Annotated in this window: 25 protein-coding genes and 2 pseudogenes; 9 read left to right on the top strand and 18 right to left on the bottom strand. The window is 40.8% G+C overall.

Annotated features, from left to right (window positions below):
• The 5 genes from V7K31_RS03610 to V7K31_RS03590 all read left to right on the top strand — a co-directional run.
• Positions 1-1,039 (top strand): CAAD domain-containing protein (locus V7K31_RS03610; protein ID WP_335092665.1); only part of this gene is annotated, 1,039 nt, incomplete at its 5' end.
• Positions 1,040-1,431: 392 nt separating this feature from the next.
• The gene (locus V7K31_RS03605) at positions 1,432-1,749 is read left to right on the top strand and encodes a hypothetical protein (RefSeq protein WP_335092664.1); all 318 of its coding nucleotides are present in this window, start codon (positions 1,432-1,434) and stop codon (positions 1,747-1,749) included.
• Positions 1,750-2,796: 1,047 nt separating this feature from the next.
• Positions 2,797-2,970, top strand: coding sequence for a hypothetical protein (locus tag V7K31_RS03600; protein ID WP_335092663.1), 174 nt, complete (start codon positions 2,797-2,799; stop codon positions 2,968-2,970).
• Positions 2,971-2,989: 19 nt separating this feature from the next.
• Positions 2,990-3,805: a PEP-CTERM sorting domain-containing protein gene (locus V7K31_RS03595; protein ID WP_335092662.1), complete on the top strand. Its 816-nt coding sequence runs from the start codon at positions 2,990-2,992 to the stop codon at positions 3,803-3,805.
• Positions 3,806-3,921: 116 nt separating this feature from the next.
• On the top strand, positions 3,922-4,524 hold the full coding sequence (locus V7K31_RS03590) for a PEP-CTERM sorting domain-containing protein (protein ID WP_335092660.1): 603 nt from the start codon (positions 3,922-3,924) through the stop codon (positions 4,522-4,524).
• Between the two features lie 206 nt (positions 4,525-4,730).
• Here V7K31_RS03590 and V7K31_RS03585 read toward each other — a convergent pair whose 3' ends face one another.
• Positions 4,731-5,459, bottom strand: a complete 729-nt coding sequence (locus tag V7K31_RS03585; RefSeq protein ID WP_335092659.1) for a 2OG-Fe(II) oxygenase family protein — start codon at positions 5,457-5,459, stop codon at positions 4,731-4,733.
• A gap of 267 nt (positions 5,460-5,726) precedes the next feature.
• Between V7K31_RS03585 and modD the strand changes: the two genes are divergently transcribed.
• The 3 genes from modD (at position 5,727) to V7K31_RS03570 (ending at position 8,860) form a co-directional block, all read left to right on the top strand.
• Positions 5,727-6,578: a ModD protein gene (gene modD, locus V7K31_RS03580; RefSeq protein ID WP_335092657.1), complete on the top strand. Its 852-nt coding sequence runs from the start codon at positions 5,727-5,729 to the stop codon at positions 6,576-6,578.
• Between the two features lie 871 nt (positions 6,579-7,449).
• Complete coding sequence (locus V7K31_RS03575; protein WP_335092656.1) at positions 7,450-8,031, top strand: hypothetical protein; 582 nt, start codon at positions 7,450-7,452, stop codon at positions 8,029-8,031.
• Between the two features lie 352 nt (positions 8,032-8,383).
• Positions 8,384-8,860 (top strand): substrate-binding domain-containing protein, encoded by a 477-nt coding sequence (locus V7K31_RS03570; RefSeq protein ID WP_335092669.1) that lies wholly within the window; start codon positions 8,384-8,386, stop codon positions 8,858-8,860.
• A 30-nt stretch (positions 8,861-8,890) separates the two neighbouring features.
• On the opposite strand, the gene V7K31_RS03565 is transcribed toward V7K31_RS03570, so the two are convergent.
• From V7K31_RS03565 to nifH (V7K31_RS03540), 6 genes and pseudogenes are all read right to left on the bottom strand, one after another.
• Positions 8,891-9,070: a hypothetical protein gene (locus V7K31_RS03565; RefSeq protein ID WP_335092655.1), complete on the bottom strand. Its 180-nt coding sequence runs from the start codon at positions 9,068-9,070 to the stop codon at positions 8,891-8,893.
• 14 nt (positions 9,071-9,084) lie between these two features.
• A complete protein-coding gene (locus tag V7K31_RS03560) occupies positions 9,085-9,252 on the bottom strand; it encodes a hypothetical protein (protein WP_335092653.1) in 168 nt (55 codons plus the stop codon).
• Positions 9,253-9,323: 71 nt separating this feature from the next.
• Positions 9,324-10,199, bottom strand: coding sequence for a type I restriction endonuclease (locus V7K31_RS03555; protein WP_335092650.1), 876 nt, complete (start codon positions 10,197-10,199; stop codon positions 9,324-9,326).
• A gap of 237 nt (positions 10,200-10,436) precedes the next feature.
• Entirely contained in the window at positions 10,437-11,747 is a 1,311-nt protein-coding gene (gene nifN / locus V7K31_RS03550; RefSeq protein WP_335092649.1) for a nitrogenase iron-molybdenum cofactor biosynthesis protein NifN, read from the bottom strand.
• Entirely contained in the window at positions 11,747-13,138 is a 1,392-nt protein-coding gene (nifE, locus tag V7K31_RS03545; RefSeq protein WP_335092648.1) for a nitrogenase iron-molybdenum cofactor biosynthesis protein NifE, read from the bottom strand. Before nifE ends, nifN begins: the two co-directional genes overlap by 1 nt.
• A 373-nt stretch (positions 13,139-13,511) precedes the next feature.
• Positions 13,512-14,228, bottom strand: a pseudogene (gene nifH / locus V7K31_RS03540) (nitrogenase reductase); the annotation flags it as partial.
• Positions 14,229-15,216: 988 nt separating this feature from the next.
• On the opposite strand from nifH (V7K31_RS03540), the gene V7K31_RS03535 reads away from it, so the two are divergent.
• Positions 15,217-15,582 carry a hypothetical protein gene (locus V7K31_RS03535; protein ID WP_335092647.1) on the top strand — a complete coding sequence of 122 codons (366 nt, stop codon included), beginning with the start codon at positions 15,217-15,219 and terminating at the stop codon, positions 15,580-15,582.
• Between the two features lie 177 nt (positions 15,583-15,759).
• On the opposite strand, the gene V7K31_RS03530 is transcribed toward V7K31_RS03535, so the two are convergent.
• The 11 genes and pseudogenes from V7K31_RS03530 to nifH (V7K31_RS03480) form a co-directional block, all read right to left on the bottom strand.
• Complete coding sequence (locus V7K31_RS03530) at positions 15,760-16,230, bottom strand: phosphate-starvation-inducible PsiE family protein (protein WP_335092668.1); 471 nt, start codon at positions 16,228-16,230, stop codon at positions 15,760-15,762.
• A gap of 160 nt (positions 16,231-16,390) precedes the next feature.
• A complete protein-coding gene (locus tag V7K31_RS03525; RefSeq protein WP_335092645.1) occupies positions 16,391-16,621 on the bottom strand; it encodes a hypothetical protein in 231 nt (76 codons plus the stop codon).
• 433 nt (positions 16,622-17,054) lie between these two features.
• Entirely contained in the window at positions 17,055-17,876 is an 822-nt protein-coding gene (locus V7K31_RS03520; protein ID WP_335092644.1) for an NADPH-dependent oxidoreductase, read from the bottom strand.
• Between the two features lie 126 nt (positions 17,877-18,002).
• Positions 18,003-18,716 carry a 2OG-Fe(II) oxygenase gene (locus tag V7K31_RS03515; RefSeq protein WP_335092643.1) on the bottom strand — a complete coding sequence of 238 codons (714 nt, stop codon included), beginning with the start codon at positions 18,714-18,716 and terminating at the stop codon, positions 18,003-18,005.
• Between the two features lie 82 nt (positions 18,717-18,798).
• Positions 18,799-18,942, bottom strand: coding sequence for a hypothetical protein (locus V7K31_RS03510; protein ID WP_335092642.1), 144 nt, complete (start codon positions 18,940-18,942; stop codon positions 18,799-18,801).
• Positions 18,943-19,110: 168 nt separating this feature from the next.
• A pseudogene (locus V7K31_RS03505) lies at positions 19,111-19,239 on the bottom strand (CopG family transcriptional regulator); the annotation flags it as partial.
• A gap of 219 nt (positions 19,240-19,458) precedes the next feature.
• Entirely contained in the window at positions 19,459-20,577 is a 1,119-nt protein-coding gene (gene nifV / locus V7K31_RS03500; RefSeq protein ID WP_335092666.1) for a homocitrate synthase, read from the bottom strand.
• Between the two features lie 145 nt (positions 20,578-20,722).
• The gene (locus V7K31_RS03495; protein ID WP_442941201.1) at positions 20,723-22,093 is read right to left on the bottom strand and encodes a substrate-binding domain-containing protein; all 1,371 of its coding nucleotides are present in this window, start codon (positions 22,091-22,093) and stop codon (positions 20,723-20,725) included.
• Positions 22,094-22,106: 13 nt separating this feature from the next.
• The gene (locus tag V7K31_RS03490) at positions 22,107-22,268 is read right to left on the bottom strand and encodes a hypothetical protein (protein WP_335092672.1); all 162 of its coding nucleotides are present in this window, start codon (positions 22,266-22,268) and stop codon (positions 22,107-22,109) included.
• 220 nt (positions 22,269-22,488) lie between these two features.
• Positions 22,489-22,875 carry a hypothetical protein gene (locus V7K31_RS03485; protein WP_335092640.1) on the bottom strand — a complete coding sequence of 129 codons (387 nt, stop codon included), beginning with the start codon at positions 22,873-22,875 and terminating at the stop codon, positions 22,489-22,491.
• A gap of 152 nt (positions 22,876-23,027) precedes the next feature.
• Positions 23,028-23,852: a nitrogenase iron protein gene (gene nifH, locus V7K31_RS03480; RefSeq protein ID WP_335092638.1), complete on the bottom strand. Its 825-nt coding sequence runs from the start codon at positions 23,850-23,852 to the stop codon at positions 23,028-23,030.
• Positions 23,853-24,884 lie beyond the last annotated feature (1,032 nt).

The raw sequence follows: 24,884 nt of genomic DNA, 5'->3' as shown, positions 1-24,884 counted from the left end.
CTTTGAAGGTGCGGTGAATATGGCGCGGGATATGTATAATGCCATTTATTCGCCTTTGATGAAATTGGCTCAATATGATATCCGTGGTGAGCAAATGAAAACTGTTATCCCTGAAGAAAATAGGAAACTTATAGAGAGCGAAGTACAACAATCGAAATCTGCTGATATTACATTAACCGAACCTATTGCACCACTTGGAAGTTCAAAAGTTGATACTCAGCCATTGCTACTACCTGCTGATAAACCATTACATCGGGAGAGCGAAGTACAACAATCGAAATCTGCTGATATTACATTAGCCGAACCTATCGCACCACTTGAGAGTTCAAAAGTTGATACTCAGCCATTGCTACTACCTGCTGATAAACCATTACATCGGGAGAGCGAAGTACAACAATCGAAATCTGCTGATATTACATTAGCCGAACCTATCGCACCACTTGAGAGTTCAAAAGTTGATACTCAGCCATTGCTACTACCTGCTGATAAACCATTACATCGGGAGAGCGAAGTACAACAATCGAAATCTGCTGATATTACATTAGCCGAACCTATCGCACCACTTGAGAGTTCAAAAGTTGATACTCAGCCATTGCTACTACCTGCTGATAAACCATTAAATCGGGAGAGCGAAGTACAACAATTGAAATTTGTTGATATTACATCAACCGAACCTATTGCACCACTTGAAATTTCAAAAATTGATACTCAACCATTACCTCAATGGCAGCAACTTGGCGGGAAATTTTCTGCATTTTTGGAGCATTTGCCTAAATATTTAGGTAAATTTTCCACCGAATACCAGCTGCCAATTCTTTATTTTTCTGCAATTATTACAGTGACTATTGCAGTTAAGATAATCCTAGCTGTATTAGATGTAATAAATGAAATTCCGCAGGTAAGTCTAGCTTTGGAGTTGACTGGAATTGGTTACTTAATCTGGTTTGTTTTCCGATATCTATTCAAAGCTTCTACTCGGCAAGAATTAGCTGCACAACTTAGTTTTATCCAAAAAGAAATTGTCGAGGGACAAGATTAATAAGCTGTTATGCCTCCATATATGCTTTCTTTCATCGTGAAAGAAAGCATAGGGCAAACGCATTCAGACTACCTAAAAACTTTTGCAACAAACTTACTTATGAAAGTTGACTTTGGTGTAATTGCTACTGATGGGAGCAAAACACCGCGTTGGCTTTCCCAGTTCATTATTTGACCAGAGTCAACAGCTTTACTCTGTTGCGATCGCTGTAATCGATGACGTGGTGGCATTGGGCATCGGGCGTGATTGAGTCTAGCGATCGCGTCCAGAATTATCGCAAAACCGATATCACCGCACCCAAACTGCTATTTAGGCTAATCGGATTTTTTCACTAGTTCCCCGCCACAATTTTCCTGACTTGCAAAGCCAACACAACCAAAGGAGTAACCCCAATGACTGAATACCAAGACTTCATCGTAAACTCTTCTAAATTGATTGAGCACGACCCTGACGCTAACTGGCTATTTCGCTACATCGGCGATGGACTCACCGAGCACGGATTCAGCACTAAGATGTCTGAAACTTATGCCGCACTCGTCATCGGGCAAGAATTCTTTAATCCCAGTGAAAGTGATTTTACCTCTTATATCAGCAGCGTACGGTCAGCGTTCCCACAGGTAAGTCCTGAAGGTCACGACAGACTGCTAGAAGTGACTAGTAAATACGTTCAAGACTACTATCACGCAGAAGTAGATACACAAGAACTGTAGTCAGCAGACAGCCACTACTCTAAAGTGGCTTTCAAAATCATTCCTTAGTTTGTGGAAGGATTGTGATGGTACATTTGACCTTACCTTTAGGCTTTGCAGCCGCGCCTAAGTGCAAATTTTGTAGAGATTTCGGATTGATTTTTTGCTCTTTCCTTTTCCGATTATATGCATGATTGGATTAAGGGAAATTCTCAGATATTGGGTGCGATCGCTGCTAGTGGTGGCACGAGAAATGTTCACTTATTCTCAGGTATTAACTTATTTTTATTTGCCTAATTAGCAAGTTTTTTATGGCTAATAATAAGTGATTTTTTTTGAGATAAACTACTTTCTAATTTTGGGTATAGTATATTTTTTTATCAATTTATCAAGTTTTACGATTATCTAGATAATTTTGAAATATTTATTAGTTTTTATTAGTAAATAAGATCCGTTTGCCCTGGTGTGAGAGCTAGCCTAACACTAGACAAAGTAGAACTATTTGACCATGAACTGGCGGCATTACTCCAAACAAACTATCCCACATCTATGCTTCAGGTTGATCATCGAGAATGGTAAGGCGATCGCTTCTCTTCTACTGTCAAAGACGCTGCGCGTAGCTTGTTTCCCCGTAGGGGTACGCTCGCCGTAGGCATCACAAAAGCATCACAGTCGTAGTTACTCCTGAAGTATTACCATATGCGTAATCTCATCAATATAAAAAAACTTTTTACTTAAAGTTTTGATAAAGTCAGCGTTTAATTACGTAATTGAATTGATTTTTTCCAACCAAGTTGGTATGATAGCTTCAATCGAAAATACAAATACGTATAAAAAAATATGTCATAAATACTGTTGAATAATTCATAAAGTTTAAACGCTCAGATCAAGGACTGTTTAAGCATTAGTTAAGCTGCTCCACATTAATTGACAAGCATATATGATTCTGTTGGCTGTTGAGTGTTAACACTCAACAAAGCTCATGAGTGACTATGCAATAAATATGTGTTTTAGCTTGCCAAAAACGAGAAAGTAATTTTTTCCTTACTCATGGGCGATTAAAAAATTATGAAGAAGGTTCCCAAACCTCAAGGGATTGGTGGAATTTTACTTGCTGTGAGTGTAGCTTTTGCCTTGCAGAGAAAGTTGGCTGCCAAACAGCAAAAAGTTCAAGTCAGCGATGAATACCACAGTTACAAAATCAATGAATCTTGTTTTATTTTGAAGCAAGCTGTTAGTTAGCCTAACGAAAAAACAAACTATGAATAAGCTAAATATGTTTCCTCTGTTTTCTCAAGCAATGGTCAAGATTGGTACAACCTTGATAGCAGGATTTACATTTAGTCTCTTGCTTTCTAACCCCATCTATGCTGCCACCTTTGGCACTAATCTAATAGTAAATGGTGATGCAGAACTTGGGCAAGGAGATCCAATTGGTAATGCTGTTGGGGCTGATATACCTACTATCCCTGGCTGGACTCCAACAGGTAGTTTCAGTGTATTAAAGTACGGGGCAACAGGTTTTAGCTTTACCAACCCATTAGGTAATGTAGTGAACGTTACTGTTCCTGGTACTGATGTTCCTGGTCCAAGCGATCGCGGTCAAAATCTATTTTTTGGCGGTGCCGATCGAGCCTCTTCCAGTGCTTCGCAATTAATCGATATATCTGATCTGGCCTCAACTATTGATGCACATCAAGCTGGGTTTAACTTGAGCGGCTGGTTGGGGGGATATAGCACCGATGAAGATAGCGCATCACTAAACATTAGTTTCCTCGATCAAGCTAACCAGTCTCTAGGCATAGCAAGTATTACTTCGCCAACTCCCGCCCAAAGAAACAACATCACAGGCTTATTTTTACAGTCAACTGATGGCTCTGTACCTGTGGGTACACGTCAAATTAATGTACTGTTGAACGCCAATTATGCAAGAGGACGAGTAAACGACGCTTACGCAGATAATCTTTCGTTGGTAATTACTCAAGTCCCAGAACCATCAATTTCTGGTTTGTTGTTAATTGGCTTATCTTGCCTCACAGCATCGAAGTTGCGTAGATATCGTCAAGTATTGCAGTAAAGTGCATCAGATTCTGCAACAGTTGAACTGAACTTCTCTAATTGTTGCAGTCCAAACCTTACTAAACAGTTTTCCCACTACACCAAGCCATTTGTATTTGAGGAGTCATCACTTTTATGTTAGAAACAAAGTTTTTTCAAAAACCATTAATGGTTATTCTGGGGTTAGCATTAGCTACTGTTTCTACTGCTCAACCCTCCAAAGCTGCTGTCTTTAATTATCAAGGTGATACAACAAACGAACCGATTTGGCGGCGTGTAGCGCCAGGTAATCCTCCCACTCTTATCAGTGGTGAAAAAGATGGAAATTTGGGAATGAGCGTACCTTACAGCGTATTTGATTTTACGATCGATCAATCCGGTTTATATACTATAAGTGGTGATTCTGAACCTACACCACCTGCAAATAGAAAATGGGATATTTTCTTAGCTTTATATCAGGAAAGTTTCAATCCTACCGAACAATTAACCAATGTTCTTATAGCAAATACTACTACGAATGGTAGTACTTTTACTTTCGACCGAGAACTTGTTACAGGACAGAAATACTTTTTAGTTACTACAGGTCGTCGAGTGAATGATTTTGGTCGGTTTAGCAACACAATAAGTGGTTCGGGTCAAATTACACCAATTCCTGAATCAGATTCAATATCTGCCATGTTAGTCACGGGTGGTATAACTTTACTACTGTATAAGCGAAAAGTAGGTTTAAAAATATAGCATTTCTAAATCAGTTGTAAGCATACCCCCAACTTCCGAAGAAGTCGGGGATGTGCTTACAAAGTAGGTATGACTGCTATAGTTGCACTCATATAATCAGAATAATCTGTACTCTGCTAACTGCTTTTTATATTCTTAGTTAACTACTTGTTTCCAGAGAATAGAGGCGATCGCCTTTTGTGTAGAAATTGGATTTTTACTATCGACTAAGCACCTGCATCGAGATTGTGAAAAAAAGCAATCCTGAGAGCCAATCGGCACTGTAGTGCAGTCGATGCTACTGGAGTTACCATGTGCCAGGAATTATCTGAGCGCACAATCACAGCCGAAAACTGGTTCAGTGGTGCAATATCTTGGAAGACAGATTCTGGTTTTTCGTCAAGGAGAATTCGCAAACAACCACCCCAATCCATAGACCATTGTTCATTGAAAAATACCAAGTGAGTCAAAGCTTTCGATGGTTCATCAGTATGAGGGCGATGACAGTGACCTAGATTATATCGACGAAACCCAATTATCATTGCACAGTCTTTCAATTCCACCCCAGACATCTGTGTTAAGGCTTGGCGGTAAGCAGGTGTCCACAATTCTTCTATCAGTTGTTGCCAAATACTGCTGAGATTACCAAGATTAGAAGATAATCTTCCTTGTGCAATGCGATCGCGCCAACGATCTGATAACTCAGTGCTAGCGCGATGGCTACGCCCGCCGCAGGCATCGCAAAACTTGTATATCAAAGCAATATCCTCATTACTAGCAAGCATATCACTCCAAAGATACCCATATCCTTCCCCTATTGATAAGCGAAACTGTTCCTGGGGAAAGCTGGCGACAAGTTCCAAGCTAGCTGCTTTGGGCAACAAATTCTCTATCACAGCATAATTGTATGGAACTGATTGCATTGTTGTATGATAAATGGCATCTAAATTTAGCATTCTCAATCTTCTTTGGATTATATTTGTAATTTACACTATCTGTATGATTGCTAAATTTAAGCTTGATATTATAAGTCAATAGTTTCCAATTTCAGCATTTAACTAATTTTGGCGACTGAGGTATATATTCTTTCTTAACAAAGTTATTTTGTTACCAACTATTTGAGACAATGGTAGTAATTATTACAATTCCTACAACTGAATGAGATTAAGTTTATTGGGAATCTTGATTGAGCTATTTATTTGTCAGCCGATCATAAAAGTAAAATGAGTGTTTTCTTCTCAGATGAGGCGATCGCTAGGTTAATTCAGGAAGATGTTCCCTACCTAGATTTGACAACCTACGGACTTGGCATTGGCAAGCAACTTGGTGAAATAGAGTTTTCTACCCGTCATCCGATGACCATTTGCGCTACTGAAGAAGCAGCCAGAGTATTAAAATATTGTGGTGCCGAAGTTCATTATCAAGTCGAAAGTGGTACAGTCTGCCAGGAGAAGCAATTAATTCTTCAAGCTAGTGGCACTGCTCAAGCTTTGCACAGTGGCTGGAGAGTTGCTTTAAATTTGATGGAATACGCCTCCGGCATTGCTTCGCGTACAAGAGTATTAGTAGATACTGCTAAAACAGTAAATCAGTCTGTTTCTATTGTAACTACTCGTAAATGTTTTCCAGGTACTAGAGCGCTTTCCATCAAAGCAGTTCTAGCTGGCGGGGGTTTTTTTCATCGCTTAGGATTATCTGAAACTGTTCTGATCTTTAACCAACACCTGATATTTCTGGGAGGTATAGTAGGGCTAATTGAACGCATGAATGAACTGCGACGACAGTTTCCAGAACAACATATTTGCGTTGAAGTAGATACACCAAAAGATGCTTGGATGGTTGCTCAAGCAGGTGTAGATTTAATTCAGTTTGATAAAATTCCCCTACCAGACCTTGAGCCTCTAGTTTTGAAGTTGAAGCAGCAGTATCCAAACTTAAAACTAGCAGCGGCTGGTGGTATTACCTCTGAAAATATAAAGGATTATGCTAACACTGGTGTAGATATTTTAGTGACAAGTTCACCGTACTTTGGTAAACCGTGCGATATTGCAGTCAAAATGACGATGGCACAGTAGTGCATTTTTAACTTAGTTTGAATACTTAAGATTACAGTTGTTAAAACGTAGGAGATGAACCAGAAAGAATAGTGTTTACGCAAGACTTAGAACGTAAGTAGAGTAGGCGTTTTACGAAGCTCTTAAGTAGTTGATGAAATAGAGCGATAGACGGTTATATCGCTCTATTCACTACACCTGTGAACCGTTCCACTAGTCTATTGGTTGCATACACTATGAGTCTAGTAGCTGGATAGTTTTGCTCCAACTATAGTGTCGGCACAACTACAACCCTTCTCCATAAATCGGACAGTTTTCTAATTTACAGGTAAATCTCACTTATAAACACTTTACTAGCTTGATAGTAAGCTATTTATAAAGCAAATAATGACAGCAAGTTTGTATACAATATTAAGTTTCACTATTTTAAAAAGAAATAAAAATTAATTTTATTAGCGTTTAATTACCAAATAATATAGTAATTTACTCAATAAGTTGGTATTATCTTCATTAGATTACACAGATACACTTATCCATTTGGAAAAACGCAAATCTAACAAGAGGTTTGCGGATAACTTTGGCGTAAGGATTCATTAGTTTTTAATAACTCATATTGAAAACTAGCTATTTTGTATCCTTTGGTAAGGAGTTGAAAGTTTAACGATAGAACCGTTTTGATTTTTCTGTAACAAAATTTATTGTCAATTTGCTCAGTTCTGGCGATAACGAGACTAATTTTTGATGAGCAAAACTATCTAATTTTTTCAATATTCAATTCTAAACGGAGAAATGTTTTATGCGTTTTACCCGCACGATACCCATTGCATCTTTAATACTATCGATTCTGGTTTTATGGCAGCCTACTTTAGCTGACTCAAGAAGTAGTCTTCCGTTGCAAAAAGCAGAAAAAATAGCATCTCTCTCGGATAAAAATAAGTGTCTTCGAGGTTTTTCGCCAAGTTTTCGCTTGGGTGGAGAAATCAATAATCCAACCACCTATAACTTGCAAAACCTCACAAATTTGCGAGATACTTTAAAAAAACAAAATCCAGCATTAGTTACTGAAATCACTGTGAGCTTTCAAACCGGCTCAGGTCCACGAACAGAAACATACTATGGAGTCCCCCTATGGGAATTGATTAATAATCTGAAAGCCGGAGGTGGTCTCAAACCTGGGAATTCTGGTTTAAATTCTAAAAACTCTTTTCTGCGGCAATATGTTTTAGTTGATGCCACGGATTGCTATGGTGCAGTTGTAGCTATTGGTGAAATTCAACCTAATTTTGAAGGGAAAACAGTGCTAGTTGCATATGCAAAAAAAGGTGCTGATGGTAAAGTCGTGCCTTTAATAGATGAAGGATTTGCTCGTTTAGTAGTTCCAAATGACAAAGCTGGAGGTCGCTACGTTAGTAATGTGACAAATATTCTTATATTATCCGCTCCTGCTTCTCCTTTGAAACCAAAAAATTTCTGATATAGAGGCTAAGGTTGTCGGTTTCAAGACTATCACCAATAACTTCTGGAAACATTTGTAAATCTATTGAGTGTGGCTGCCGAAAAGCTTGTTTACGCCTACCATGTCTTCAATAATTAACAAAGCCTAATACGATTTGGATAAGCTATTGAGGCAGGGGAGGAAAAAGACTTATTGAGCAATAATTCTTTTTACCACCTGCTGAATAACTGCTCCTCTTGCTTGCCTCAACTGATAACTTTCTTAACCGAATCGTATTGTCACAAAGCCAACATTTGTCTATATAAACCCACATTCCTCACTTCAAAATGTCATACCTTAATGCTTCAATAAATCTTACAAAAAATCATTCATCTTATTAAGTCAAGCTAATTCCAAAAACCCTGGTAGTTTTGATACCCTCAATAGTAAAGCCTTGCGATTAACAGGTGGAACGAATACCCCAATAGTCCCATCAGGACAGGACAGCTTAGTGTATTTTTTAGACAACACTCAGCAAGCAGATGTTTTCTTGACTTACTATACTGGCGCGATCGCATCGCAAAAAATTGATCCGAGTCTGCAAGTAGTTGGGCTACCAGATTATTTGTCTGTTGCGGCGCCATTTGGTTTAACAGTTCTTAAAAATGCTGATCCGAATGCAGAAAAACTAGCAGATTATATTTTGTCAGAGAAAGGACAGCAAATTTTGCACAAGTATGGCTTTACTAGCCCCACCAAATCAGTACCCGAACCCAACTATGTTTACGGACTATTACTAGCTGCGGCTATGAGTTTAGCACTCAAGAAAAAATTGGCAGATCCAAAGCAAAAGGTATTGCTTGATTAATACCAAATTTTCGTTTATTCACCTGCTTGACTAGGCTTCATCATCTGACGTTTCTTCAATCTCTATTTCCCAAGGTTCTCCTTTCTGATCTGGTGGAAAAAGGTCAATTTTGGCTTTGTTGGAAAACTGCTTCAACTTTTTGATGAACTGGGGAATAGCATTGACGATATTCAGATAACTTTCTATATCATAGCAGATAATAACTAACATCAAAGGACTAGTATTTATCTTGAAATACCAGTGACAATTTGATAGCAAAACTCGCATAATTGAGCCGCAGGCTTGATAAAATCGCCTGCAAGTAGCTTCTTCTGTTGCCTGTAGAATAACTCGTTAAGTATAGTTGCTCCAGTTGGAGGTAAATCATCTGCGGGAAGGGGGGATTTATTCATAATAAGTAATTAGAAATTGGGAAGTTTTAATTGTGAGTTAGCTTTTCTGCTAATCACTGATAAATCAGCACTTACCAGCCTTGGCACGAAGATTTTTTGGGGTACTGTATAGTACAAAAAGGTCGGCGAAGCAATTTTTTACTAATGCTGGTTCCGTTCTCTTCAAACACTATCAAGTGTAATACTTGCTCTAGGAAACGCCGTTTATCAAAAATGCCTTGAATTAGCACCTCTAGTTCAGCTGCGCCCTTGGCAGGAAAATCTTCCCCATCAATCGTGCGCCAGGGTAAAAACTCCTGCCAGTCTGAGGTTAATGTACCGACTCGTGCCCGATTTCCATAAGTAATAACTAGGAATGTATTGTAGGAAAACAGCTTCGGTATTTGTTCAATGTAGGTCTGAATTCGCTGATAACCTTCTTTGAAAGTCACCTGTTCATGACTTGGCTGAATCGAGACAATAACTGCCAAGGGTAAACCGTTGATAAAGACAACTACATCAGGACAGTGAGCATGACTCCCCTCAACTACAGTCAAGGGATGAATAGCTAGCCAATCATTGTTCAGTAGATTAGAAGTATCAATGAGCCACACTTTGTCATAAACTATTTCTTCGTTATACAGGTATTCAACTTCCACACCATCAGTCAAGAACTTGTGAAAGCGGTGGTTATTTTCCAGTAAGTCGGAACTCTCTGTGCAAGTAACCTGATAGATAGCTGCGGCGATCGCTTCATCCGGTTTTGTGGGGTTAATTTTCTGCAAAGCACTATGAAGGCGCTGATACAAAACCACATCACTATAAGTACTCCGCCCTATCTCGTGCTTACCTAAAGCAATGTCTGGCTCTAACAAAACTGTGTAGCCAATAACCTCGAACCAGGTGAGCAAAGATGGTGTAATGACAGATTGTGTAACGTCAAAACGGCGGCGAAGTTTTCTTGTCACACAACTCGCTTTGGCAGTTGTTTTTTTTAGCTGTGCTGGATTCATGAAGAAGACTTAATTTGAGTCAATGCAGAAGCTAGTGGCTAGTTACTAAAATTGGTTGGTATATTCACAGATGGAGTATACGGCTTGATAGTAACTATCAAAGCTAAAGTTGATCGTCAAGATTGTATCTTGTGCTACACATTACCAATAATATTGGTAATATGGTGATGAATAGTTAATAATTAGCTCTGTTTAATGCTTAAGCTTTGTTTCCTGCTCTAAAAACAGGTTGCCAAGATCAAATAAAAGCTGCATAGTACCTCGGTAGCCAATTTTGGTAAATTGACCATGATCTAAGCGGTCAAAAATGGGAATCCCTTGACGGTAGAGAGGAATTTTTAAGCGTTGAGCGATCGCCACTCCATGAGAGTTGGTAATTAGCAAATCAGACCCAACCGCCAGTTGCTCAAAGTCTTCCAAATCGCCGATAGTAATACTCTTAATCGGAAGTTTTTCTAGCAGAGGAAAGCGTGTTGTTGTCACTGCTGTGTGAATCTGAACTCCTAGCGATCGCAGAAAAGAAACTGTTGACCAAAGTAAATCTGGTTCCAGGGCCAAAGAAACTCGCTTGCAACCAAAGTAAAAGTGATTTTCCAACATCAGATGTTGTAGCTGAAGGCGTTGACGGCGGTATTTCTCCGGCACGCTGACACCACTGATATCTGCTAAAGCTTGCAGGAATTTATCTACTGCTAATAGTCCCGTCAGTTCACCAAATACCTCGTAAGGTATATTGAATCTCTTTTCTAAAATTTGCGCCCCAGGCCGCATACTGTCACCTAGTGCCAAAGTGAATACAGAACTGCCAATTGAGCGCAACTGTGCTGCATTTGTGCCATTAGCTGTAATGGCACTAGAGGAATCTTCTATATGACTATCTAGTACGCCAGAAAGGTCAGGTACAACAATAGGTACGAGTCCAAAGGAAGTAACAATCTCTTTGATTTCCTGTACATCCCCTGGTGTGAAGGCAGAACTCGCCAAAATAGTGATTTGTGTGGCACAAGCATCTTGCTTGGAGCTTTTTTGAGGGATTTCCCTAACCATACTCTCAACTGCGCCAGCAAAGCCATCCTGTAATGTTCCTTTAAAATCCGGTGTAGAGACAAGCACAATTGGTAAATAATCGAGTTCTGGGTGACGGTGGCGAATCTCCTTAACAAAACGCCCCATATCATCACCTCTGGTTTCCACAAGTCCAGTGCTACAAAGACCGATAATTTCTGGTTTGGATCTCTGCACCAAAGTTAGGATTGCTTGTTCAACTCTTTCCTCGCCACCCAAAATAGTTGCAACTTCTGTCATCGCAGTACTGGAAAGGGGAATCGTCTGACGGAAATGTTGTACTAATACTGCCTTAGTCAAAGCAGTACAGCCTTGAGAACCGTGTAATAAAGGCATCATTCCCTTTAACCCCAAAAAGGCCAAAACTGCACCTACAGTTTGGCTTTGCTTCAGGGGATTAACTGCAACTGATGTACTCGTAACGCTAATAATCGCCATTAGATATCCTCCTCAGAAGAATTTCCTGCTGACCAGGGGGCTGGCTGGCATACTTGCTCCCACACAGGGTTGTAAAAAGCGGCATACAGTTCTTGTGCCACCTCTAAGATTCCGATATAGCCTGCATAGGGATGATTGCGTTCTTGATTAATATCCAGGAATGGAATCCTAGCTGTGAGAGAGGCATCTTGATGGCGTTTATCAGCAATTAACATATGAGCTTGATTTTCGTTAATTATCTGTAAAATTTCTTCAAGACTATTTTGTTCTAGAATTATGCCATCTTGACCCAGCAAACTTTTGACTCTAATTCTATCCTCCTGATTATTATTACTACTAATAGCAATAACTTCCATCCCCAATTTCTTAGCAGCAAAGATAATCAACCAACTCTTGAAACTTCCAGTAGAAAGGATAACCCGCTTACCTTGCAATCGGGTGATATAAAGAGCGAGTTTTTCATCTATTGCAGCAGTTTCTTCTGCAATTAGCTTTTCTGTACGTTCCTGCAAATCAGGATTACCCAACTTTGCGGCAATATTTCTTAGACACTGATTGATTTGCTCTATGCCATAAATAGACTCTTCAATATAGGGAATACCATATTTTTTCTCCATGCTTTTTGCCATATTAATTAATGCTTTGGAAGAGAGTATGACGTTAAGCTTGGCACGATGGGCATAGCATACTTCTTTGTAGACAGCATCGCCTGTAATTTTTGCCAAAACTCTGATACCTAATTTCTCCAATAACGGTAGAACATTCCATATTGCACCTGCAATATTGTATTCACCAATTAGATTGATGTCATAGGGTGTACTAGTATCTGGTTCAGCTGTTCCAATAACATGTTCAAGCATCGCTTCACCAGCGACACGGTTGCCTAAATTTTGATTCCCAATAAATCCAGGGCAATGTACAGGGATAGTGGGTATTCCTGTTTTCTCGGTGGCATCTTTGCAAACTCCCTCGATGTCATCCCCAATCAGAGCGGTGATGCAAGTGGAGTAAACAAATACTGCCGCAGGTTTGTAGCGTCTTTCTAATTCTAAAATGCCTTTGTACAGCTTTTTGGCTCCACCGAAGATGATATCGTTCTCATCTATGTCGCTGCTAAAGCGTATTTTGTACAGCATCGAACCAGAGGAGAGACTGCTGTAACTTCCCCAAATACTGGCAGCACAGCCGCTTGGCCCGTGAACTACATGAGCAGCATCAGTAATTGGTACTAGCGTAATCATTGCACTATCAAAAGCGCAACTCCCTTGAGTAGTTCCAGGTTGGGGTAATTGTGTGGAGGACTTTTTTTTCTTTTGTATCTGCTGCTGACGAGCATTTTCTGAATTGGAGTCACTGAGTGAATCGTTGGTTTTTTCTGGAGTGGGATTCATTTGTTTGGTGACAATAGGTAGAAGTTGTTAGATATTAACTGAATTCCCAAAGACTTTTATCGGATTTTAATTTATTAAGGGTGTATCTAAAGTATGTAATAAAAGGGAATGAGAAAGAGAATTTGCCATCCCCTAAAACATAAACATCAACTAGGTTAGAGAAGGATAAAACAAAAACACGAACTAAACTATTAAAGTATTAATGTTGCCATGTACACGTTAGTGAATTAGTGTTAACACGGTGAAGATAAAATGCACAGAGTTAAGATCAGCTATTCGACTACCTCCATTTTAAATGATTGGTGAGAAGGTGGGCGAAAATAGCCCACCTAATATTTACTTTGTATTTAGCACCTGAGTCTGAACAAGAATCTTACTTCTTCTCGCTACCGGAAACTATTTCTACGTTTCCTTTTTTCACTGCTTCTAGTGCTTCGCCTTGAGCGTCTTCTTGCTTCTTAGCAGCATCTGCTTGGCTAATCATTTTTGCAGCATTTTCTTCACTTTCGAGGATTCCGAACTCAATCAATAAATCTTCTAGCTCATCCATCTCAATGGGTGTGGGAACTGTAAGATTTTTATTGTTGATAATCTTGTCCGCTAATGTCCGGTATTCATTAGCTTGGTTACTGTCAGGTGCATACTCGTTCACTGTCATCCGACGTAATTCGGCGTGTTGCACGATATTGTCACGCGGGACGAAGTGAATCATGTGGGTATTCAATCTGGCTGCCAGGGTGCTAATCAGTTCGTCTTCCCGGTCAGTTTGACGGCTGTTACAAATCAGTCCACCCAAGCGTACACCACCAGTGTGAGCGTACTTGAGAACGCCACGAGCAATGTTGTTGGCAGCAAACATCGCCATCATTTCACCGGAGGTAACGATGTAGATTTCTTGGGCTTTACCTTCACGAATTGGCATGGCGAAACCACCGCACACAACGTCGCCCAATACGTCGTAGGATACGAAATCTACGTCTTGATAGGCACCATTTTCTTCCAAAAAGTTGATAGCAGTGATGATACCGCGACCGGCACAACCGACACCAGGTTCTGGCCCACCTGATTCTATGCATCTGATATCTCGGAAGCTTAGTCATTGTTTTTTCTGACTAATAGCTAGAGCAATAAGACATCACTCAAGGAATATTGCAAGCATTAGCATCCGCTCACTCAAATGATTTCTCTGGCAGTGGTAATACCAATTGGAAAAAAGAAAGCTACAGATTCCAAGCTGGAAACTCAGATTAAATCCGAATTTCTTAATTACGAATTACGTTAGCGTAGCTGTAGCGAATCCGCCTACTCCTGCAAAGAAGCAAGCTAGCAATTGCGTCTAGTAGAGAACGTCATTACAAATTATGAATTACGAATTCAGTATTATCAATTGTTGTAATCCCTTGAAGGTTCCTCATACCTAAAGAGTGGTTGCAGCAGGAATTTAAATTTACGCCAAGTTTTCCTTTAACCACACAACTAACCATTGCAATCCACTCTAAAAACTCGCTACAACTTCACCGATTTTGCTGATATCGTAACCGCCGATAATTTCAAATTGTGAGTGAACCATCCGATGTCCCAAAGTACTAAGCAACGATCATTTCTCTTTGATGACATGACTGTGCTTTCGCTGTTTTGATTCCCCATATAAAAACACTATCACAGAAATTGCAAATTTGCTTGCGAAGCGCAAATTATTTTTGCGGGTGGTTGCTTTTTAGCTGCTATTATGGCTCAAAAGCTCCAAATTCCAATAAACAGAGCATTTGTCTAGCAGAAAAAATTACCAACAAAATTGCTAAAAAGTAGTATTTAATACAGTTTTAGAGATTAGTTTCAGCTTTGATGCTTGATAGGCGAGTAATAGAAGCCGTAGAAAACATACCAACCAATTTCACTCTTTGGAATAAATTTTACCCTGACTAAAAATTAACGATTTCACTAGGGTGAATATGCACATAGCATCAGCAAAGAATTGCTGTTTTAATTTTTTGTACAATTAGGTATTTACCAAAGTATGTAACAGATGACATGAGATTACTGGTAAGTGCCAGGTCAACAAAGCAATGGAGAAAGTAATGATTACCGAAGAAGACTTAGCCCAGCAATTTAATGTAATTATTGAACACACTCACCCACAGGTATGGAAACTGTTAAGCCAATGTTATGTGAAGGTGATCAATCCTCATCCTCACTTAACAAGAGTGAATATAAAAACGTCTATCCGCCATGCAAAATACATTGGTATTTACTGCCCTGATAGACTAATTAGTGCTGTAGTAGAACAAAAAAATCTCATTAGAGAAGTAGCAGAATATCTGGGGCTAGTTGAGGTTGTTTGCTTGAATGCCAATAACTTGATGCGTGATCCCCGCTCCAATCTAAAGCAAACTTATCCCCAGTTGTGGTTAGACTTGTTGTGGATTGTCACCCAAGAAGAATAACCTTAGCTATTTGTTACCAGATTTTATATTCAATGTACAAAAAATTGCCCCGATTACTTTCAACAGAGAGGCAGGGGGAAGGGGCATGGTAACTGGCAAATTTACTTGCGATCGCCAATCTATTTGCTAAGAGTATTTCTGATTAATTGTAATCAGAAACTAGAGGATTATCAGCCACTAATTGTGTTTTTCTTTTGTTTCAGTGTGAGGAATTCTCACCTGTTCAAAAAAGTGAGATACCCAAGGTGAAGCCACAAGAATTCCCGCTAATACTACTAAAAATACTGCGATTCCAAAAATTTGGTCACGGGGAATTTCAAGAACACCGCGTAAAATTACTTCTCTTAAAGCAGAAACCATAGTAATCTCTACTGCTGCTGCCACGGATGTCCGTTGTTGTTGTATATGATCAATTAACAGGCGGAATAACTCTACCAAAATCAAAATGAACAAGATATCAGATGTTACTTGCCGTAAATCCAAGGGATGTAAAAAGGAGAAGAACATATCTCCCAGTCGGATGAGCATCACACAGAATAAACCAAGGCAGAGAGAAATAATAATAAAGTCTTGAAAAAACTCCAGGTTACGTACAATTGTATTTCTTTCTAACCAGTTATTTAAATTTAAACTTAGCCCTTTTAGCATGGTGTTTCCTAACGGTCTAGATTCATCTATCTCCATAACTTAAATAGTGCTGAGTATCTAGCGTCGATTACTCAGCACGGGCTAAACGCCCCGCTACCGCTAACGGAACTGTATTCAATCCCCATTATTTAGCTACGGGGTTCCACTCAGCCCTATTAAACTATTTTGAACCGTTAGCGTCTTGATGTACGGGTTCTGCGGTTTTCATCTTTGATGCTGCGGTTGTTAAGCTATTCGTAGCCTTGATGATCTCTTGTAAGGTATCGTTAATCAGTTTTTCATCAGGGGGAGCTTCTAATAGGTAAGTTTCTATGAAAATCTCCACTCGATTCATAATTATTTTGCTTTGAGAGCGTAGTCTGTTGAGGTCTTTAGTAGACAAATTATTCATTGTTTGGAGCTCCTTTTTGTTTCGCGGGTTAATTCTATATTTTTGGTCAGCAATTCTCATTACAAGAGCGATTCTTACAGTTCAGCCCTTTTTTGAAAGATAAAGCTTGCTGGAATACCCATTAAATCGTTCGCCTGTTGACTGCTTAAATGCCTTCAGATTCCCCAAATTCTTACAAAGGTTTCAGGCAGTAGAATTGCTATATCTGGCAAGTTAGCTGGTCTATTTTAGGACTTACGCACTGAAATTATCTTTTGAGACTGGGATGCACCCTTTGAGTCTTTAGTGGAGCGGTAACAAGTCTTTAAGCGTCAGAAGGTATGGTGCAGACATCAGAAGTTCTCTTTAGTCCCTACTGCGCGTAGCTTGCTCTCTACTAGGGGTACGGTGAATGCTTGTCCTGTACTCTGTGTTTTCTGGCTGTTCACTCCTTTTATAGCAACTTAAAACCGAAGTTGTTAAGAGTTTCACGCAAGTACTTGCACCCTTTTAAATAGTCTAACGTGGCAATCCGCTCGGCGGAGTGTTCCGACCAATCAACAGCGACATTCATCTTTTGTTGAGTGTAGAACTCTTTCATGATATCGTTGTAATGAGCGATCGCTTCATCTTGCTCTGCTAATTTATAGGTTTCTCGGTGGAATACAACTGACTGGGGCAACCGTGGCTTAATAGCAGGTTGGCTCTCAGGATTTGGATAACCCACACACAACCCAAACACAGGGAACACAAAAGGTGGCAAATTTAGTAATGTGGCTACCTCTTGCGTGCTTTTGCGGATTGCGCCCATATATACCGTTCCTAACCCAATAGATTCAGCGGCTACAACAGCATTTTGGGCTGCTACCGAAGCATCGACTATTGCTTTAACTAACAGTTCTACATAATCCAGAGCTACATGAGGTAGTCCGCGACTGTCAGCAATATGAGCAAGACGACCTAAATCTGCTAACCAAACCAAAAATACAGGAGCCTGGTTAATCCATGCTTGGTTATTAGCCAGCTTGCATAATTCTGCTTTGCGCTCTTGATCTTCAACCGCTACGACACTCCAAGTTTGCATATTAGCTGAACTAGCAGCAGATTGAGCCGCAGCAACTATCCACTCTAGGGTTCCTGGTGGTAAGGGGTCAGATAGATAAGACCGAATTGAACGGTGAGATACCAATGTTTCTAGAGAGTCGTTCCAGTCAATTTCGTAATTGAAGGGAACTTCACCGTAGCGCGATCGCAATAGTTCTGTAGGATTGGTCATAGTTAACTTTTGAACTTGAACGCTTTTTTACGATTTCAAAGGGATTACCAACGACGAGAAACAAGGAGGAACCAGAAAATCAGGAGGCTGATTTTCTGACAAAAGTAGAGAGAAAATACTTGACTACTACGCAGCTAGCTGGGTTTTTCCGAAATCTGGAGTTAGGCGACTATTCCGAAAAAAAGCAACTCGTAAGCCTAGCCGAGACTCCGATACAGGAGAAGTAAGCGGAGTTACCATATGCCAAGAATTATCAGAACGCACGATCGCAACTGAGGAATCGCTCAGGGGTAGGATATCTTGGAAGGCAGATTCCGGCTGGGAGTCTTTGAGAATTCGCAAACAGCCTCCCCACTCTCCAGACCACTGTTGATTGAAAAATAGCAGATGAGTTAAAACTTTGTTCGGCTCGTCTGTATGAGGGTGATGCAAATGTCCTAAGTGATATCGGCGAAATCCAATATCCATTACACAGTCCTTTAGTTCCAACCCAGACATTTCGGCTATTGCTGCGCGGTAAGAATCTGTCCACAGTCCTTCTATCAACTGTCGCCAGACTTTACTGAGGTGTCTTAAGTCATAAGTAAGTCTGCCTTGTGCCATCCGCTCTCGCCAGCGATTATCGCTAGATTTGAGCATGAAGGAAATATCCTCACTAGTGGCAAGCATCTTTCCCCAGGAGTATCCGTATCCCTCTCCCTCCGACAGGCGAAAGTCTTCGTGGGGAAAACTCGCAGTTAGTTCTAAGCTTGCCTCTGGTGAAAGCAAGTTTTTGATCAAAGCCCAATTATATGGGACTTTTTGCATTGCTGTGGTACGAATGGAATCAAAATTAAGCATGGTAGAAAAAAATGCTTTAGTAGAATTAACCAATCCTGACTACCCTGGACATCAAGTGGCATTGGAGTATCAACAATCTGATTTACCTCTGCTCAAGCCGTAGAACTTTCATCACCGGAACAGTTAGAAAATCGTTCAAACCAATTTCGTAATTGAAAGGAATTTGACCGTGGCGCGATCGCTCTGTCCTACCCAGGCATCGCAATAGTTTTCTAGGATTTGTCATAGTCAACTTTTGAACTTGAACGCTTTTTTACGATTTCAAAGGGATTACCAACCCCATTGCAAATTTTTTTAGGTGTAAGACAACTCGCTTCATTACTGCTCAAAGTAGGTCAAGATCAATCTCCCCAGAATCAAACTGCTTCCCCTGCTGTTTGAGTAATTTTGGCTGGAGACTACGCAACAAGGAGCGCAACACATCAGTTTTAGTGCGTTGAAAATTTTTACAGTACTGCTCCAGAAGTTGCTGTTCTTCTGGAGACAATTGAAAAGTGATCCATCCTTGCTCTTTTCTCGGCATAGTCATACCAACATAATTGGTAATATTCTAGCAGTTGATAAAATAATTGCGATCAATAACCTGAGATGGAATTGTTATGTCTTCTTAACCAACTTCACTTTTGATTTAAGTCTTCTCTGGTCAAATTGACCCAAAGCAAACAATCTGAGGTATGTATTTACTCTTTAATAAGTAAAAGCACAACACCCATAACATTCAAAGGTTGTAGGTGTTGTGCGTTTACCCTTGAGGAACCAAACTCAGGAGTTCTTCAACCGTGAGACTGCGCTTAACTTTTACTGACTTATGCTTTACAGCATCCAGCACTGATTGAATTTCTGGCTGAGTGAGCGTGATTCCATGTTCTTGCAGCACACTGAATATCAGATGCCGACCGGAATGTTTGCCTACAACAAGGCGACGTTCCCAACCAACATCTTCTGGCGCAAACGGTTCGTAAGTACCCGGATTTTGCAACACACCGTGAGCATGAATACCAGATTCGTGTGCGAAGGTATTTTCACCCACGATTGCTTTCCAGGGAGGAACTGGCCAGTTGGCAGCTTTAGCAACTAAGCGTGAGAGTTCCAACAGCCGTTTTGTATCAATGCCCGTTGGGACACCGTAGATGTGTTTCAGTGCCATCACGATTTCTTCCAGCGCCGCATTACCTGCCCGTTCACCGATCCCGTTTACCGTGGTGTTAACCGATAGCGCCCCTGCTTCCAGACCAGCTAGCGAGTTCGCCATTGCCAGTCCAAAGTCATTGTGCGTGTGCATTTCTATGGGAATGAATAGATGATGGACAAGAGAGCGAACTTTGCTGTAAGTAGTCAGAGGATCGAGAATTCCTACAGTGTCACAAAAGCGAAACCGGAAAGCTCCCAACTCTTGGGCATAAAACGCCACATCTAGCAAAAAAGATTCATCGGCTCTAGAAGAATCTTCTCCACCAACAGATACAGATAAACCGCGATCGCAAGCAAAATTTATTGCATCCCGCAAACGATCTAGCATTTTCTGCTGATTACCCCCAAACTTGGCGGCAATCTGAATTTCCGAGATGGGAACGGAAATATGCACCCGTTGCAAACCACAATCTATCGATGCCTGGATATCGGACAAATTAGCACGGTTCCAGCCCAGTAATTGGGCGTTTAATCCCAGATTAGCAATGGCTCGGATCGACTCTGCTTCTTCTTGCCCCATTGCCGGAACGCCAATTTCCAATTCTGGAACACCAATAGCATCAAGAAAAGTGGCGATCGCAATTTTTTCTTCAACGTTAAAGGCTACACCTGCCGCTTGTTCGCCATCTCTTAAGGTTGTATCGTTAATTTGAATCGGATGTTTGTTCATCAAGAAGTGATGATTCATCATTGGCTAATTTGTTGGGTAATTTTGATTGACTTGAGTAATTCGTAATTGCAAGATAGAGCAACTAACTAGAGTTGTGGAAAGTAAAAGACATATTTTTTAGTCGTGGGTTAATAATTACGAATTACTAAATATTTGCTACAACTTCCCCAATATTACTAATATCATAGCCACCGAGAATCTCTAATTGGGATCGCACTAGCTGATGTCCCAAGATACTGAGAAACTGCTTTACTGGTTCTTCTTCCAAATATTCTTTAATAATCACCAAGTCGTATCGCGCCCGATGAAGGGGAATAAATCCCAACCCAAAGGCATTAGCTATAGATGCCGTACTTATACCTGCATCAGCAATGCCTGAGACTATAGATAAAGCAACATCTTGATGGTTGTGAACGATATGGTCAAATCCTTTCACAGTCTGGAATGGCACTCCCTCTTCTTGGAGTTTTCGTTCTAAAAGCATCCGACTGCCAGAACCGACTTCATGGGTGACAATAGTTGCTCCAAATTCTACTAAGTCGGAAACTGTTTTAACTCCCATTGGGTTTCCTGGTGGGACTAATAAACCTTCTTCCCAAACTCCAAGGGTAATCAAAACGGCACTCTTACCTGTTAAGGCTTCCCGCACAAACGGGATGTTATGTTCCCCAGTTTGGGGATCATATAAGTGCATCCCTGCAATGTGAACTTCACCTCGGCACAGACTACGCAATGCAGCCGTGCTGTGGGCGAAATGATAATCAATTCGCAGTTGCGGATGCCAACGTTCGGTTGCTCTTGCCAAGAGGGAAAGCACAGGTGTACAACCAGCAATCACAACTGTATTGTGCAATTTGCCTATATCATCCAGAAGCCGAACCAGGACTTTTTTTGTACCGTTCTGGCTCTGTGCTTCACCCTCCGGTTGACGCTCCTGCATCGCTACCTCTGACGCTAATGGCAATTTGCTGATGCTGGGGAACTCTTTCACTCTTACGGGTGACGCTCCTACGGACGCTTGTTCGCCCTTGGCGTCTCCCCTTGGGAGAAGACTCGCTACCGCTTCGCTAACCCCACTCCCGACAACGGGGTGTCTTACTGCAAGCGTCTCACCCTCCGGGTTCAGCAGTTTGCTTATGCCGGGGAACCCTTTCGGCAGTTCCTCCTGGGAGAAACCCCCAAGATCGGACTGCCTCACCACCGCAACTGCTTCACCATCAGCTGGAATCATTTCGATACGAAAAGCATCGTTCCCAACGAGAGGATAAGCTATCCATTGATCCCCAACCCGCGCTAGACTAACTCGTAATTGCTGTTGCTTAGGGGCTGATCCGACAAGAACTGCCTCAACTTCTGGTAAATCTTGCTCAAACCAGAATAAGTCCTCGACTTGGCAACCAAGCGCCTTGGCTAAACGCAGTGACATAGCAACAGAAGGAGCATATTGTCCAGATTCCACACCACCAATACTCTGACGAGTTACGCCAGCTATATTAGCTAATTCTTGCTGACTCATGCCCAAGCGAGTTCTAATTGACTTCAGGTTGTTGCAAAGATTCACATCCAGTTTCATGAGACTGTATCTCTCCGTTAGAAAAAGCCGCAGTGGACAAACTTAAATCTGTTGGGGCAATAGCAAGGTTTTCTAGTGTTTGGCGTTTTTGTTGGAGGACATATTCATGTTTTGACAATTTTGCTTATTTGCTGCAAGGATAACATACATCTTGCCAAAATCCTTGCAGCTTTAGATACTTTTTAGCGTAGGCGCTGCCCAACAAGGCGATCGCTTTTTGATTATTTGCCAACCAAGGCGATGCCTACGTCACCAAAAGAAAACGCTCAAATCGCAAGGCATCAAGTATTTACAAACTCTCAGCTTTCGTGTAATATCTTGCTAAAATAACCCAACTTTTAGTCCGAGTGCGGCAAGTCTTGATCTAAATACCAATTGCCTTTTCTAGTGGGCACCGCCACCCACTGGAGTTCTAACCAGAGGATGGGGTTTTTTTCCTTCAACCTTGAGGCGCGATCGCGGATAATGCGTGTGGCGTTTATGCAAACAGCGTCCGATATCCCCAAATCTTGGGCAATGCCTCTGAAAATGTTTTTGTAGGCATTAACTGAGGCAAACAGCATATTAGGATAATAAACAACAAAATGTTGTATGAGTTTTGGGGGGCAGCCCCAGTAGGAGTTTACAAGTTCGACGTGGCAGTAGTGGAGCAACTCACTAAGTTTGGGACAGCGCCCCTGAGCTATGGTGATAAATTTTTGGACTAATACCTCTTCAGTCAACATAATAAGTTCTACTCCTTCAATGAGGTAGACAAATTTTCCTGGATTTCTCAGATGGTGGTAAGAAACTTACGCAGTTTTTTCTGCTTTTTCGAGTCAGAGGTTGCCAATTGCTCCAGACATCTTGTATTAGGGATGATCCCTACTGCATCGTCCTAGTCGAACAACCCAAACTTTACCAGCAGTTCCTCAAGCTGATCGTTAGACATAGATTTCGGAGCCACAAAATCTGTATTCTGGTCAATTGCCATTGCCAGGTTGCGATAGTGCTGCGCTTGTTCACACTCAGGAGCATACTCAATCACCGTCTTGCGGTGGAACTCTGCTCGCTGCACCATGTTGTCTCTGGGTATGGAGTAGATCATTTGAGTCCCCAGTTTCTCTGCCAGAGCTTTGATCAAATCATCTTCCTGATCGACTTTGCGAGAGTTGCAGATCAATCCTCCCAGACGTATACCGCCTATGGTCGCATACTTTTGAATGCTTCGGCAGATGTTGTTGACGGTATACATTGCCATAATTTCCCCAGAAGTGATAATGTAAACTTCTTGAGCTTTACGTTCACGAATGGGCATGACAAATCCACCGCATACCACGTCACCCAGACCATCATAAAATGTATAATCAAGTCTAACTGCATCATCATAAGCACCAAGTTGTTCCAGCAACCCAATTGATGTCAGAATGCCTCGACCAGCACATCCCACACCAGGTTCCGGCCCACCCGATTCCACACACAGCGTCTTCCCCCATCCCTCCTGACGGAAGTCTTCTAAATTCACATCATCTTCTTCTTTACGCAACGTATCGAGTACAATCTTCTGGTGAAATCCCCCCAAAAGGAGCCGGGTGGAGTCTGCTTTGGAGTCACACCCCACAACCATCACCTTACGGCTCATATCGGTCAGTCCAGCCACTACGTTTTGAGTCGTTGTAGATTTGCCAACTCCCCCTCTTCCATAAATAGCGATTTTCCGCATAAAAACCTCAGTAATGGCGCAGACTTGTTGATTCGGCTCCCAGATTATGGTGTAATCAAGTAGAGTGTTGAATCCAAATAGAGTTGTAGTTTTTGAAATAATTCACTGCCCAGATTGTGACAGCATGAAGTATTCAGAGTGTGAAAATCAGCCGTCTATCCAGCACTATAAATATTGCAGTTATCTGCCAAAAGTTAAACAGCTTCTTACAGATATAGTAGTGAATATTAGTGGGATGCGAAATACAACAACGGTGCTAAAAATTCGTCACAATCCTGTCACCAAAAATTCAAAAAACTTCCATAGCTACAGCAGGTGAATGAGAAATTTCTGCTTCATCACAGCAAGACAAACACTATTTTCCCTAGAAGTAAGATACATAGAAAAATCAGTCCAGCCTACTTTATAACAACGGCGTCGCCAAACGAAAAACCGATTTTTGGGCGGTTTTGCTCCATTTCGATTAACGTTATGCCGTCACCAATAAATGATAAGACTGGTCTGATACTCACTTCAAAGGAACCTAAGGAGTTTTCGTCCTTGTATTAGATTCCTTATAAACTAAGAATATCATACATCTGGCCAATTTACTTGCGCTGACCAATTAATTTACAAACAGTATTCATGGTTACAATTAGTCATCAGCTAAAGAAGCTGAAAACCAATGATTGCGTTATTCTGTTGTTTGGATTTGAGCAAATATCGCCGATTTCTGCTTTGTAAAATATCCAGAGTCAAGATAGAAACTCAATCATTTAGCTATTCATTTATAGTTAGAATGGTCTGTCTATTTACATTGCTGAATGTCCTTTTATATATAGGGGAAATGATATTTCCTAATCTAGACAGAACTGTCTATTTATCATTAGATATATCTCTATTCATTCAATATTAATTATCACTATTGTTATCAGAGTTACTATTATTAATTAAAAAAGTTGATAGGATTTTGAAATCAAGGAAGTCAAAGAAGTTATCTGATGAGAATAGAAATATCAGAGCAGATTTCTTGATATCAGCTATTTGCTTAGG

The sequence above is a fragment of the Nostoc sp. genome (assembly GCF_036917675.1).
Taxonomy (GTDB): domain Bacteria; phylum Cyanobacteriota; class Cyanobacteriia; order Cyanobacteriales; family Nostocaceae; genus Nostoc.
This window is presented reverse-complemented; position numbering and strand designations above follow the sequence as displayed.

Coding starts and splice junctions, on each gene's coding strand:
- V7K31_RS03520 (WP_335092644.1), bottom strand. CDS start 17,876: ATGACCAATCCTACAGAACTATTGCGATCGCGCTACGGTGAAGTTCCC.
- nifH (WP_335092638.1), bottom strand. CDS start 23,852: ATGCGGAAAATCGCTATTTATGGAAGAGGGGGAGTTGGCAAATCTACA.
- nifE (WP_335092648.1), bottom strand. CDS start 13,138: ATGAATCCCACTCCAGAAAAAACCAACGATTCACTCAGTGACTCCAAT.
- V7K31_RS03535 (WP_335092647.1), top strand. CDS start 15,217: ATGATTACCGAAGAAGACTTAGCCCAGCAATTTAATGTAATTATTGAA.
- V7K31_RS03495 (WP_442941201.1), bottom strand. CDS start 22,093: ATGAGTCAGCAAGAATTAGCTAATATAGCTGGCGTAACTCGTCAGAGT.
- V7K31_RS03605 (WP_335092664.1), top strand. CDS start 1,432: ATGACTGAATACCAAGACTTCATCGTAAACTCTTCTAAATTGATTGAG.
- nifV (WP_335092666.1), bottom strand. CDS start 20,577: ATGAACAAACATCCGATTCAAATTAACGATACAACCTTAAGAGATGGC.
- V7K31_RS03485 (WP_335092640.1), bottom strand. CDS start 22,875: ATGTTGACTGAAGAGGTATTAGTCCAAAAATTTATCACCATAGCTCAG.
- V7K31_RS03585 (WP_335092659.1), bottom strand. CDS start 5,459: ATGCTAAATTTAGATGCCATTTATCATACAACAATGCAATCAGTTCCA.
- V7K31_RS03510 (WP_335092642.1), bottom strand. CDS start 18,942: ATGACAAATCCTAGAAAACTATTGCGATGCCTGGGTAGGACAGAGCGA.
- V7K31_RS03600 (WP_335092663.1), top strand. CDS start 2,797: ATGAAGAAGGTTCCCAAACCTCAAGGGATTGGTGGAATTTTACTTGCT.
- V7K31_RS03565 (WP_335092655.1), bottom strand. CDS start 9,070: ATGTTAGTTATTATCTGCTATGATATAGAAAGTTATCTGAATATCGTC.
- modD (WP_335092657.1), top strand. CDS start 5,727: ATGAGTGTTTTCTTCTCAGATGAGGCGATCGCTAGGTTAATTCAGGAA.
- V7K31_RS03595 (WP_335092662.1), top strand. CDS start 2,990: ATGAATAAGCTAAATATGTTTCCTCTGTTTTCTCAAGCAATGGTCAAG.
- V7K31_RS03530 (WP_335092668.1), bottom strand. CDS start 16,230: ATGCTAAAAGGGCTAAGTTTAAATTTAAATAACTGGTTAGAAAGAAAT.
- V7K31_RS03515 (WP_335092643.1), bottom strand. CDS start 18,716: ATGCTTAATTTTGATTCCATTCGTACCACAGCAATGCAAAAAGTCCCA.
- V7K31_RS03560 (WP_335092653.1), bottom strand. CDS start 9,252: ATGAATAAATCCCCCCTTCCCGCAGATGATTTACCTCCAACTGGAGCA.
- V7K31_RS03525 (WP_335092645.1), bottom strand. CDS start 16,621: ATGAATAATTTGTCTACTAAAGACCTCAACAGACTACGCTCTCAAAGC.
- nifN (WP_335092649.1), bottom strand. CDS start 11,747: ATGGCGATTATTAGCGTTACGAGTACATCAGTTGCAGTTAATCCCCTG.
- V7K31_RS03590 (WP_335092660.1), top strand. CDS start 3,922: ATGTTAGAAACAAAGTTTTTTCAAAAACCATTAATGGTTATTCTGGGG.